At 62.0% G+C, this 12,437-nt stretch carries 11 protein-coding genes and 1 tRNA gene; 9 read left to right on the forward strand and 3 right to left on the reverse strand.

Going from position 1 to position 12,437, the window contains the following annotated elements:
• Positions 1-165 precede the first annotated feature (165 nt).
• The 7 genes from J7557_RS01975 (at position 166) to J7557_RS02005 (ending at position 7,214) form a co-directional block, all read left to right on the forward strand.
• The gene (locus J7557_RS01975; RefSeq protein WP_291416821.1) at positions 166-996 is read left to right on the forward strand and encodes a DeoR/GlpR family DNA-binding transcription regulator; all 831 of its coding nucleotides are present in this window, start codon (positions 166-168) and stop codon (positions 994-996) included.
• 195 nt (positions 997-1,191) lie between these two features.
• Positions 1,192-1,267, forward strand: a tRNA-Ile gene (locus tag J7557_RS01980).
• Positions 1,268-1,468: 201 nt separating this feature from the next.
• A complete protein-coding gene (locus J7557_RS01985) occupies positions 1,469-3,067 on the forward strand; it encodes an ABC transporter substrate-binding protein (RefSeq protein ID WP_291416823.1) in 1,599 nt (532 codons plus the stop codon).
• A 16-nt stretch (positions 3,068-3,083) separates the two neighbouring features.
• Positions 3,084-4,010, forward strand: a complete 927-nt coding sequence (locus tag J7557_RS01990) for an ABC transporter permease (protein WP_291416824.1) — start codon at positions 3,084-3,086, stop codon at positions 4,008-4,010.
• Positions 4,007-4,870 carry an ABC transporter permease gene (locus J7557_RS01995; RefSeq protein ID WP_291416826.1) on the forward strand — a complete coding sequence of 288 codons (864 nt, stop codon included), beginning with the start codon at positions 4,007-4,009 and terminating at the stop codon, positions 4,868-4,870. Before J7557_RS01990 ends, J7557_RS01995 begins: the two co-directional genes overlap by 4 nt.
• Positions 4,870-6,486 (forward strand): ABC transporter ATP-binding protein, encoded by a 1,617-nt coding sequence (locus tag J7557_RS02000; RefSeq protein WP_291416828.1) that lies wholly within the window; start codon positions 4,870-4,872, stop codon positions 6,484-6,486. The genes J7557_RS01995 and J7557_RS02000 overlap by 1 nt, the downstream gene beginning before the upstream one ends.
• 191 nt (positions 6,487-6,677) lie before the next feature.
• Positions 6,678-7,214: a DUF2087 domain-containing protein gene (locus J7557_RS02005; protein WP_291416830.1), complete on the forward strand. Its 537-nt coding sequence runs from the start codon at positions 6,678-6,680 to the stop codon at positions 7,212-7,214.
• Here J7557_RS02005 and J7557_RS02010 read toward each other — a convergent pair.
• Both J7557_RS02010 and J7557_RS02015 read right to left on the reverse strand, forming a co-directional pair.
• Positions 7,211-7,417, reverse strand: coding sequence for a hypothetical protein (locus tag J7557_RS02010; protein ID WP_291416831.1), 207 nt, complete (start codon positions 7,415-7,417; stop codon positions 7,211-7,213). The two genes, J7557_RS02005 and J7557_RS02010, sit on opposite strands and share 4 nt — an antisense overlap.
• Before the next feature lie 34 nt (positions 7,418-7,451).
• Positions 7,452-8,063 carry a LysE family translocator gene (locus tag J7557_RS02015; protein WP_291416833.1) on the reverse strand — a complete coding sequence of 204 codons (612 nt, stop codon included), beginning with the start codon at positions 8,061-8,063 and terminating at the stop codon, positions 7,452-7,454.
• Positions 8,064-8,247: 184 nt separating this feature from the next.
• On the opposite strand from J7557_RS02015, the gene J7557_RS02020 reads away from it, so the two are divergent.
• Positions 8,248-9,831, forward strand: coding sequence for an ABC-F family ATP-binding cassette domain-containing protein (locus J7557_RS02020; protein WP_291416835.1), 1,584 nt, complete (start codon positions 8,248-8,250; stop codon positions 9,829-9,831).
• 199 nt (positions 9,832-10,030) lie between these two features.
• On the opposite strand, the gene J7557_RS02025 is transcribed toward J7557_RS02020, so the two are convergent.
• On the reverse strand, positions 10,031-10,972 hold the full coding sequence (locus tag J7557_RS02025; RefSeq protein WP_291416837.1) for a nucleoside hydrolase: 942 nt from the start codon (positions 10,970-10,972) through the stop codon (positions 10,031-10,033).
• Between the two features lie 141 nt (positions 10,973-11,113).
• Between J7557_RS02025 and J7557_RS02030 the strand changes: the two genes are divergently transcribed.
• A complete protein-coding gene (locus J7557_RS02030) occupies positions 11,114-12,364 on the forward strand; it encodes an AI-2E family transporter (protein ID WP_291416839.1) in 1,251 nt (416 codons plus the stop codon).
• Positions 12,365-12,437: the final 73 nt, after the last annotated feature.

Genomic DNA, 12,437 nt, shown 5'->3' on the forward strand with positions numbered 1-12,437 from the left:
CAATACGGAAAATTTGTGATTTTTTGCGTTTCGTGTTTCGAATGGTGATGAAGGTCGTGTGCAGGACGGTGTTTCTCCACCTATTTATGGGCCAGGGAAGCGAGAGAGATTGCGGACTTGCCGCGACAAAGCGATATGGTGGCGAGATAAAGAGGGTGGGGATAAATGGCGCAGAAACCGAGAGGCGGACGTCGGGCCGCTAGCGAGACACAATCTGGTGCCGCGCCGCAATTGCTGGCCGAACCGCGGCGCATGCGCATTCTCGAATGGCTGCAAGAAGAAGGAAGCGCGAGGGTTCGCGATCTTTCGTCAGCATTCGGTGTTTCCGAGGCGACTATCCGCCAGGATCTCGAACGGCTTGAGGCCGACGGCAATATTACCCGCGAGCATGGCGGGGCTTATCTGAAGTCCATACCCCAGCAGGTGCAGTCGATGACGCTGCAGCATGTGCAGAACATGGACAAGAAGCGCGCCATCGGCATGGCGGCGGCGGCGCTGGTTGCCAACAACGATACACTAATTATCGACTCGGGTACGACGACGACGCAGTTCGCCGAAAATCTGAAGCCGCGGCAGGATCTTAATATTATCACCAATGCGCTGAACATTGCGCTGATCCTGGGGGCGATCCCGACCAATACGGTGCATATGCCTGCAGGACAGTTCAAGGCGCCGACGCTGAGCCTTTCCGGAGAGAAGTCGGTCGAATTCTTCGTCGGGATCTATGCGCAGAAGCTGTTTTTGGCGACGGCGGGCGTGTCGTTCGATGTGGGCCTGACTTATCCCGCGATCGGGGACATTTATGTCAAGCGGGCCATGGTGAAGGCCGCCTCGCATGTCTATCTGCTGGCTGATTCCACCAAGATCGGGCGCGTATCGTTTTCTGCTCTCGGAGGAGTGGAATTGGTGCACACACTGATAACCGATGACGGCATTGCCGACGAAGATCGTGCACAGTTCGAGAAGCGCGGCGTCGAGGTTATTGTTGCCCGCTAGGGCGTGACTCACTCGATAAAACGCAAGCACTCGCAGAAAATCAAAAGGATTTGGCGATTCCGGGCCTCTGCCGTCCAATCGTGATTTAACCGCGCCAGCATTCCCATCTGGCCCCGAAGTTTGAAGGGCACAATTGCGGGTAGTCGAGAAAATCAGCTTGCCACTCGCAGTGTCAGACCCTAGGAAAACCCAGATGCGCCTATAGCTCAATGGTTAGAGCCGACCGCTCATAACGGTCTGGTTGGGGGTTCAAGTCCCTCTGGGCGCACCATCTTTCTCCCTGACATGGCGACCCGCATGCCCACGGATAGAATCCGTGTTGTGGTACGATCTGATTTCGGCTTGGATGCCGAAATTGGAAAACGGTGCCGCCAGCAACGCCATGGCGCGCAAGCGCTTTTCTCGACTCCTTTGGTAGGATTTTGCAGAGTTAAGGGGCTGCGGGGAATGCCGCGGTGATCAGGAGAAGAAGATGACCAAGACGGTTGCACGAGGTCTTTCGCTGTTGCTTTGCGGGACGATGCTCGCCGCTGTGCCGAGTTTCGCCCAGGATGCCCAGACCGGCGGAACGCTGCGCGTGGTGACCTATGAGCCGCTCTGCCTCGACCAGAACGAAGGCTCGTCGCGCAATACGCAGACAGCCCTGCAGGACGTCTATGATCGTCTCGTCTCGGAAGACTTGGAAGGTCAGTTCCATCCGTGGATCGCCAGCGAATGGTCGATTTCGGACGATGGCCTGACCTATGCCTTCACCATTCGCGACGGCGTGCTGTTCCATGACGGCACTGCGCTCGATGCGGAAGCGGTGCGCGTGAACCTGCAGCGTTGGGTCGATGACAAGGGTGCCGGTGGTGTGCCGGTCGAGAGCGTTGCCGTCGATGGCAATGTGGTCACCGTGACGCTGAAGTCGGCCTATAGTCCGCTGCTGCATGATCTGAGCGAGCCAGTGCTGGGCTTTGTCTCGCCGGCTTCTATCGAAAAATATTCCAAGGAAGATCGCTGCACGGGTGGTCCTGATATCACCGTGGGTTCGGGGCCGTTCAAGGTGGTTGCGCGTACTTCGGGGCAGGACCTGATCCTTGAGCGCAACGATGCCTATGCCTGGGCGCCGGAGAATGCGGTGCACGATGGGGCGGCCTATCTTGATCGCGTTGAGCTGCGTTTCCTGACTGAAGATGCGGTGCGTGTTGGTGCGGTGGAATCCGATCAGGCTGATATTGCGACCGGTGTTCCGGCCATTGCGGTGGAAGACGTGGAAGCCAATGCCAACCTGACGCTGCTTCGCACCGAACAGCCGGGTATTCCATGGTCGTTCTGGGTCAATCAGTCCAAGCCTGCTTTGGCTGATGTGAAGGTGCGCGAAGCGCTGCGCATTGGTGTCGATTATCCGGCGCTGATCGAAGCCGTCTTCCTCGGCACTGCTACGCCGGCCTATTCGGCGCTGACGCCGGGGATTTCGTTTGGCTATGACGCCAAGCTCGAAGGCTCGTGGTCGTATGATCCGGCGGCTGCCGCGGCGCTGCTCGATGAGGCCGGCTGGGTGGTCGGTTCGGATGGCATTCGCGAAAAGGATGGCGCGCGCCTGAGCCTCGTTAGCCTGTCGGCCGTGAACTGGAACAACCAGCAGCGTGAGCTGTTCGCGCAGGGTATCCAGGCCAATCTGCAGCAGATCGGCGTTGAATTCACCCGCGAAGTGCTCGATTTCGCCACGGTGGATGCACGCTTCAAGGCCAATGAATATGACCTTGTCGACACCTCGCAGTCGGCGGCTGAACCGAACCTGCTGTTCGGTGCATTCCAGTCCGAGCAGCTTTGGGAAACCAACACCAATTGGGGCTTTGTGAACGATCCCGCGCTGGATGCCGAGCTTGAAGCGGCCCTGGCAACGACCGATCGTGACGAACGCATCGGGCACTATGTGAAGGCTCAGGAGATCATCAAGGACAATGCCTACCTGATCCCGATTGCCAATCCGCAGGTCTTGATCGCGGTCAACAATCGCGTGCAGGGTGTGACCTTCGGCACTTCGGGCCAGGTCGGCAGCTATTACGACGTCTGGCTGCAGCAGTAGGATTTTCGACTTGGCCTTGGCCAAAGAACTTTTCACACGCCTTCTGGCGGGAGCGGCGGTCCTCTGGGCCGCCGCTTCTCTAGCATTCATCGTGTTGCAACTGCTGCCCAGCGATCCCGTGCAGGTGATCTATGGGGCCGACAGCACGGTTACGCCGGAAATGCGCGATCGCATTCGCGCCGATTTCGGGCTCGATCAGCCGCTCTGGCAGCAATATGCGGGGTTTGTGTCTCGCACGGTGACCGGCGATCTCGGCACGTCGTATCAGCAGCGGCGGACGGTGGTTTCCATCATTACCAGTGAACTGGGTTCGACGATTACGCTCGCGAGCCTTGCGGTGTTGCTGGCTTTTTCGCTGGCGGTGTTGGCGACGCTGGCGACGGCTGGGCGGGACAATTGGCTGCGGCGGGTGATTTCGTCGCTGGAACTGGTGAGCGTTTCGACGCCGGCCTTCTGGATCGGGCTGCTGCTTCTCACCTTCTTTTCGTTTCAGTGGCCAATCTTTCCGGTGGTGGGCGATCAGGGGTGGAAATCCCTCGTGTTGCCGGTGGCGACGCTGGGCATTGCGCTCTTCGGAACGCTGAGCCAGGTGATGCGCAATGAGATGGATCAGGCGCTGGAGCAGCCTTTTGCGCTGACGGCGCGGACGCGGGGACTGTCCCTATGGGCGGTACGCTGGCGGCATGCCTTACGGCATGCGCTGATCCCAGCATTGACTATTGCGGCCGAGACATTTGGGGCGCTGCTGGCTGGGGCAATCATTACCGAGCAGGTGTTTGGACGGCCGGGGCTGGGGCGGATCACGCTGCAGGCGGTGCGCAATCAGGACATTCCAGTTGTGCTCGGCGTCGTTCTGTTTTCGGCCTTCGTCTTTGTGACCATCAATATCATCGTCGATCTGCTCTATCGCGTCGTCGATCCGCGTTTGCGAGCCCGCGCATGACCAATCTTTCCATCGAAATGGGCGGCGCCGGCGAAGCGGCAGGCCGTTTGCGGCGTGGACGCGTGCCGTTTGGCGTGGTGCTGGCGGGGCTGATCCTGGCGTTCATGGCTGTATGTGCCGTGGCGCCGGGCTTTGTGGCGCCTTACGATCCCTATGCGCCTGATCTGCTTGCTTCGCTGAAGCCGCCGTCCTGGGCGCATATCTTTGGGACCGATCAGCTCGGGCGCGATATCTTTTCGCGCGTGGTGCATGGCGCGAGCTATTCGCTCTATATCGGGCTGTGCGCTACGGCGCTGGCGGTGGCAGCAGGGATTGTCATTGGGCTCAGTGCCGGTGTGGCTGGTGGGTTTATTGATCTGGCGCTGATGCGGGTTATCGATGTGCTTTTGGCCTTTCCGGGCCTTCTTATGTCGATGGCCGTGGTGGCGTTTTTGGGCACGGGCGTGACCAATATTCTCATCGCCATCGCGATTGCTTCCATTCCCGGCTATGCGCGCATCGTGCGGGCGCAGGTGATGGTGGTGCGGACGTCGGGCTATGTGGAGGCGGCGCGCGTATTGGGTCAGCCGCCGATGCGGACGCTCTTGCGGCACATTCTGCCCAATACCGTAGGGCCGCTGATCGTGCTCTCGACGCTGGGGATCGGTAGCGCCATCCTGCAATCGGCGGCGCTGAGCTATCTCGGGCTCGGGCCAAAGGCGCCGACGCCGGAATGGGGGCTGATGCTCTCCGAAGGGCAGGGTTATCTGAGGCGCGGCTGGTGGGTCGGGATTTTCCCGGGCGTGTTTGCGACGGCGACGATCATTTCGACCACCGTGCTTGGGCGGTACATCAAGGCCTTGACCGATGGGAGGGCGTGATGGCGCTGCTTGAAGTACGCGATCTCTCCATTCGCTTTGTCGGCCGTTCGCATGAGGAGGACGTGCAGGCGGTGCGCGGCTTGAGCTTTTCGCTCGCTGCAGGGGAGTGTGTCGCCATTGTTGGCGAGTCCGGATCGGGCAAGTCGGCGACGGCGCGGGCGCTGGTCGGGCTTGCCGGAGACAATGCGCTGGTTGAGGGCAGTGTCAGTCTTGGAGGGCGGGAACTGCTGAAGCTGTCGCAGCGCGACTGGTTGGGGGTGCGGGGGCGGAATATCGGCTTCGTGCTGCAGGATGCGCTGGTGTCGCTCGATCCCTTGCGAAAGATCGGCAGGGAGGTTGCAGAGACCATCGAGCGGCATCGCCTATTGCCGCGTGGTGAGATCAAGGGGCGTGTCGTTGAACTGCTGACACAGGTGGGGATCGGCGATGCTCAATCCCGGTTGGATGCCTATGCCCATCAATTGTCGGGCGGCTTGCGGCAGAGGGCGCTGATTGCTTCGGCGCTGTCTGGCGATCCCGGGCTGCTGATCGCGGACGAGCCGACGACGGCGCTCGATGTGGTGGTGCAGGCGCAAATCCTGAAGCTGCTCAACGGCATGAAGCAGGCGGGCAAGGCGCTGCTGCTGATTTCGCACGATCTGGCGGTGGTGGCCGAACTGGCTGATCGCATCATCGTCATGAAGGACGGCGTGGCCGTCGAGAGCGGCACGCCGACGCAGATTTTCGCCAATCCGCAAAATGACTATACGCGGGCGCTGCTGGCGGCCATTCCGTCGGCGCGGACGCGCGGGCTGTCGCTGGTGACGGGGAGCGGAGGCGAGGCGACCGAGAGTGTCGGCATAGTGCCGCGATTGCCGGTGCTGGAGGTTGGCGAGGCCGTACGGGTCTTTGGCAAGCGGGCGGCGGTGGATGATGTCTCGCTGACCGTGGTGGCGGGCGAGACGCTCGGGATTGTCGGGGCTTCGGGCAGCGGCAAGACGACGCTGGCGCGGTTGATCATGGGGCTGGAGGCGCCGGATAGTGGCTCGGTGACGCTGAAGGGGGCAGACTGGTCCGCTCTGCATGAGCGGCAGCGGCGGCCGTTGCGGCATCTGGTGCAATTGGTTTCACAGGACCCGATGAGTGCGTTCGATCCACGGTTTACAGTGGAGCGCATTCTCGATGAGGCGCTCGAAGCGCGTGAGTTCGACAGGTCAAGCTGGGCGGAGCGGCGGCTGGCGCTGCTGAAGTCGGTGGGACTATCGGAAGCGCATCTGTCGCGACGTCCGCGCCAATTGTCGGGCGGGCAGCGGCAGCGCGTGGCGATTGCGCGGGCGCTGGCGATGGAGCCGGAAATTCTCGTCTGCGACGAGCCGGTTTCGGCGCTCGATGTGTCGACGCAGGCGCAGGTGCTGGACTTGCTGCTGGATTTGAAGCGCAGGCTGGGGCTGACGATCGTCTTCGTGTCGCATGACCTGGGCGTGGTGCAGCATGTCAGCGATCGCGTCGTGGTGATGAACGAGGGGCGGATCGTCGAAGAAGGTGCGGTCGAAGAGGTGCTGGCCTCGCCGCGGCATGACTATACGCGTGCGCTGCTGGCGGCGCAGCCCCGGTTGCCGGAGGGTGTGGCGGGCTAGGTGTCTTGAGTTTCCGAGGCCGTCGGGGTATTTCGGGGGCACGGTCTGCAGTTCACCGAGGCGTCGCCGTCCCGCGAGGGAAGCTAAACCTGCTTTAGAGAATACCGACAGGAACGTCCTTGTGCCTCGTCGAAAGCCGGTGACCATCGACACTGCCGAACGGGCGGTTGAGGCATGTACAAGGATGTGACATGTCGCGAGAAATTCACGCACTGACTATTGCCGATCTCTCGGCTTTTGCCCGCGCCCTGCGGGAGGCGCTGGCGCAGCACCAGGCGCCGGTGGGCCATGTGGAAATGCTCAATCTCTTGAGCAAGTCTGCGGGTTACAAGAACTACCAGCATTTCCGGGCCGAGAGCTATGCCGCCGAGCAGGTGCCGGTGGCACCGAAGCCTGATTCTGAGCTGATCGAGCGGGTGGCGCGGCATTTTGATGAGCGCGGTGTGCTCATGCGCTGGCCGGCGAAGAACAGTTTGCAGCCGCTTTGTCTTTGGGCGCTGTGGAGCCGAATGGAGGCAGGCCGGATCTATTCTGATGCTGAGATGACGGCGCTACTGACGGTGTGGGCCAGCTTTGGCGACCATGCGTTGCTAAGGCGGGCGCTGGTGTCTCTGGGCTATGCCGTGCGCAGCAAGGACGGACGGATCTACCAGCGGATCGAGCAGAAGCCGCCGGTGGAACTTTCGCCGTTGTTGCGACGGGTCAGGCGGGTCGAGGAGACGGCTTAGGCCGTTTTGTTGGTGCCGCGCTGGTAGGCGATCTTGGCAGCAAGATTTCCCATGCCCTGGGCTTCGGAGATCTTCACCGAGACGAGGCTCGATGCCTGGCTATTCAGTGTCTGCATTTGCGAATAGGCGTCCTTCCGCTTGGCGCGGTAGTACTGCATCTGATCGTAGCGCGACATGTTCGCTATGGTGCTGAGCTTTCCCATGGGGAAAGCATGGCAAGAATTGGTTAGCTGGTTGTTAATGCTGCAAGACGACGAGGCCGGCGGCGGTGGCCATCATGGCGCCGGCGGTCTTGTTGAGGCGGCCCAGGGCCTTTTCACTTCTGAACATTTCGCGGGCGGCGGAGGCAAGCCAGGCATAGCCGCAGCCGATCAGCAGCAACACGATGACCACAATGGCGGTCAGTTCGATGAAGGCGACGGGGTTCATCTGGTCGAGCGGAATCACGGTGGGCAGGATGGCGAGATAGAAGACGATGGTCTTGGGGTTGCCCATGGTGAGGGAGAAGCCGGCGAGGAAGGTCTTCCAGGGGTCTTCGTTCTTGGGCTTCATCTGCTCGGCGCCGGGTTTTGCCGTCCAGAATTTGTACGCGATGTAGAGCAGATATGCCGCGCCGGCCCAGCGGACGATGACGAAGATCGGGCCGAACCAGGTGGCAATGGCGGCAAGGCCGAAGACGGCGAAGACGAAGTAGACGAGATCGCCGGCGAGGATGCCGAGGACCATGGGGAAGGCCCCCTTGAAGCCGCCGCCCAGCGCGCGGGCGACCACTGCGGCTACGCCGGGGCCGGGCACGAGCACGGCGATGGCATAGGCGACAGTGAAGGCGGCGAGGGTGAAGAGATCCATGGGGGCAGTCCGGCTAAAAGAGAGGCCGGACACTACTCCCGGGGGCGGCGATTTGCCAGAGGGCGGTTGACGCTGCCTGTCGCTGCGCTATTTATGGGGCATCGTAACTCGACCGGATGGTGCCTGATGGAACGCTTCTCCAACGCAATGCCGACCTGCCTTGCCCTTGGAGAATTCTCGATCCATGCCCGTTTCCGTAACGATTTCGCATCTTTCCTATACCGGTCCTGACGGCCACAAACTCTTTTCCGATCTCGATCTGACCTTTGGCCCGGGCCGCACAGGCCTTGTGGGGCGCAACGGCGTGGGCAAGACCACGCTGCTGCGGCTGATCGCTGGCGAGCTAACGCCGAGTGGCGGCTCCATCAGCGGTACGGGCCGCATGGGCGTGCTGCGGCAGCAGGTGCAGCCTGGCGAGGGCGAGACCATTGCCGATCTCTTTGGGGTTCGCGAGGGGCTGGTTCTGCTCGCCAAGGCGATGAGCGGGGAGGCCAGTGTCGATGAACTGGCCGAGGCCGACTGGACGCTGGAGGCGCGGCTTGATGAAGCGCTGGCCCAGTTGGGATTGCCGGTGACGGCGGAGACGCTGCTGTCCACATTATCGGGCGGGCAGAGGACGCGGGCGGCACTGGCGGCTTTGGTCTTTGCCGAGCCGGACCTGATCCTGCTCGATGAGCCGACGAATAATCTCGATACCGAGGGTCGCGCGGCGGTGGCGGAATTGCTGGCGGGGTGGCGCGGGGCAGCGATTGTCGTGAGTCACGATCGTGGTTTGCTTGAACAAGTTGATGCGATTGTTGAGCTGACGACGCTGGGCGCGAAAACCTATGGCGGTGGGTGGAGCCTTTATCGCGAGCGCAAGGCGCTGGAGCTGCAAGCGGCGGAGCATGATCGCGATGTGGCCGAGCGGCAGGTGCGCGATGTGGCGCGCAAGGCGCAGGAGTCGCGGGAGCGGCAGGCGCAGCGGGATGCCGGTGGGCGGAAGAAGGGTGCCAAGGGGGATATGCCAAAAATCCTGCTTGGCGGCCTGAAGCGACGAGCGGAGGAAACGGCCGGTGGACTCGATACGCTCGCGGAGAAGAGGACCAGCGCGGCGAACGAGCAGGCGCGGGCGGCGCGGGAGCGGATCGAGGTGCTTACCCCATTTGCGGTCAAGCTTGCCCCGAGCAATCTGCCGGCCAGCAAGGTGGTTTTGCGGGCGAGCGGATTGACCGGTGGCTATGACGAGGCGGCGCCGACAATCCGGAATTTCGATATGGAGATCATCGGGCCGGAGCGGGTGGCGGTGACCGGACCGAATGGGGCCGGGAAGACGACACTGATCAAGCTGCTTACCGGGCAGTTGGCGCCTTTTGCGGGGTCGGTGCAGATTGGTGGGCCGATGGCGCTGCTCGATCAGCAGGTGGGGCTGCTGGATCGGGGCGAGAGCATTGTCGAGAATTTCTGGCGGCTCAATCCCGAGAGTTCGGAGAATGATTGTCGGTCATTGCTGGCCGCGTTCAGTTTCAGGGCCGATGCGGCGCTGCAGAAGGTCGGGACGCTGAGCGGCGGGGAGATGCTGCGGGCGGGGCTGGCCTGCGCGGTGGGCGGGAAGACGCCGCCGATGCTGTTGGTGCTCGATGAACCGACCAATCATCTCGATGTCGAGGCGGTGGAGAAGATCGAGGCCGGGCTCAGGGCGTTCGATGGGGCGATCCTGGTGATCAGCCATGATCGGACGTTTTTGGAGAATATCGGGGTTACGCGGGAGGTGGAGTTGGGTGGCTAGACCCAACCTCATGCGGAGGAGAGATGGATTGCCGGGACGAGCCCGGCAATGACGAAGGAGGGGGAGTGGACGCCGCAACGCAAACTCGTGTCATTCCCGCGGAAGCAGGAACCTCTGTTTTCTGCGGATATGAAACGGAGGTCCCCGCTTTCGCGGGGATGACACTTGTGGGTGTGGGGAGTGCTTGCGCTCGATCGATTTACGGCAAACGCGCGAGGCGTTCGGTGAGGAGCTTGTAAAAGCCCTCGGCGTTGCCGTTGCGCAGGTAGGTCGCGTTACGCGGCTTGTCGGTGACGTGCCAGTAGTCGGTGACGGTCATGCCGACTGTCAGTTCACTCGCCGTCTCGATGGTCACGTTGCATTCGCGGCCTTCGAAGAGGGTGGGGTCGATGAGATAGGCGATCACCGTGGGATCGTGGAGCGGGGCGCCTTCCCAGCCGTATTTCTTGAGATCGAACCCTTCGGAGAAGCTGAGCATGTCATAGACGGCCTGGCCGGAGCGGTTGCCGAGCGCCAGAATCGCGTTGAGGCGGGCGGGGGTCGACTGGATTTGATGAGTCACATCAAGCGGTAGCACGGTGATCTTGATGCCGCTGCGGAAGACGATGTCGGCGGCTTCCGGGTCGACATAGATGTTGAATTCGGCGGCCGGGGTGATGTTGCCGACTTCGAAATAGGCGCCGCCCATCATGACGATTTCGGCGACGCGCTCGGCGATTTTTGGCTCCTTCACGAGCGCCATGCCGATATTGGTCAGTGGGCCGAGGGTGCAGAGCGTGATGGTCTTGGGTTCGGCCGTAAGCAGTGTTTCGATGATGTAGTCGACGCCGTGCTGGGGCTGTAGCTCGATCTTTGGTGTCGGCAGGTCGGGGCCATTAAGGCCGGTATCGCCGTGGACGTGCTCGGCGGTGACGAGCGTGCGGCGCATGGGGCGGGCGCAGCCGGCATAGACCGGGACATCGGAGCGGCCGGCGAGTTCGACTATCTTGCGCGCATTGGTGGCATTGTGGTGGAGGCCGACATTGCCGGCCACGGCGACGACGCCGAGGACGTCAAAATCCTCGGGGGAGGCCAGCGCCAGAAGGATGGCGACGGCGTCGTCCTGACCGGGGTCGGTGTCGATAATGATCTTGCGCGGCATGGATAGTCCCTGGACAAACCGGATGAAAACGCCGGGACTTTAGCGAGGCCCGAAGCGGCGGTCGACTGGGCAAAGCGCCAAAGGAACGCTCATTGACAGGCAACGTTGTAGGGGCAGCGTCACCAAGCCCCGAAAGCTGTCATGAAAGCCCCATCTCCGCCTGACGACATGAATGAAAGCCAGTTCGAGCGTGTGCTCGACAATGCTGCGCGGCTGTCGGTGGTGGCAATCGGGGCCGTGGTGCTGCTGTTTGTCTTGCAGGCAGCGCAGGTGTTTCTGGCGCCGGTGACGCTGGCCATTGTCATTGGGCTGATGTTCGGGCCGGTGGCCGATCGGCTGGAAAGGGTAGGGGTGCCGCCGGCGCTTTCTGCGGCCGTGGTTGTCTTGCTGCTGCTTGGGGTCATCGGCGCGGGAATCGTGGCCTTCGCCCTGCCGCTTAGCGAATGGGTGGCGCGGGCGCCGTTGATCTGGGAAAAGTTGCAGGGGCAATTGGCCAATCTCAAGGAGCCGCTGGAGACGTTTTCGCAGTTCCAGTCGCAGCTCAGCGAAGTTTTCGGCGGCGGCTCGGCGGCGATGAATGTCAATGTCGAGGATGGCAGCGCGGTGACGAGCGTGGCGCTGTTGGCGCCGGCTTTGCTGGCGCAAATCCTGATCTTTCTGGCCAGTCTCTATTTCTTCGTTGCGACGCGCGATCATATCCGCATTTCGGTCCTGTCGTTGTGCGTGACGCGAAAAATGCGGTGGCGGACAGCGCATGTGTTTCGCGATGTCGAGGCCAAGGTCAGCCGCTTCCTGCTGTCGATCACCTTCATCAATTGCTGCGTCGGGGTGGCGGTGACGCTGGTGATGTGGGCCATCGGCATGCCCTCGCCGATCCTCTGGGGGGCGCTGGCGGCGGTGCTCAACTATATTCCCTATGTGGGTCAGGGCACGATGATCCTGATCCTGTTGGCTGTTGGGCTCGGGACGCAGACGCGGCTGGAACAGATCGTGTTGCCGGCGCTGTGCTATATGGGCGTCAATTTCGTCGAGGGGCAGATCGTTACGCCGCATTTCATCGGGCGGACGATGACGCTCAATCCCTTCGTGATCTTTCTCTCGATCACCTTCTGGCTCTGGGCCTGGGGGCCGGTCGGCGGGCTTGTGGCCGTGCCGACGCTGCTGATTGCGACCTCGATCCTGACCCATACGCTGCCAAGCAAGCCGGTGATGCCGAAGCGGCCGGTGCGGCGCACGAGCAGGATGACCGAGCGCGAGGCGCTGCTGGCCAATGCGGCACAGGCTATCCGGGAACAGCGGCAGGAAGCCGAGGACAGCGCGGAAAAGCGCAAGCAGGAGCGCATGGAGCCGCCTGAGGGAACGGCGCCGACCGGGGTCGAGACATCTTCCTAGCGTTTTTCGGCGCGGGGCACCCTTGCAGCCCGAAGCCTTGACGGAAAGTGAATCTGCGCACCAGTGTCGTTCT

The organism is Devosia sp., from assembly GCF_017744655.1.
Taxonomy (GTDB): Bacteria; Pseudomonadota; Alphaproteobacteria; order Rhizobiales; family Devosiaceae; genus Devosia.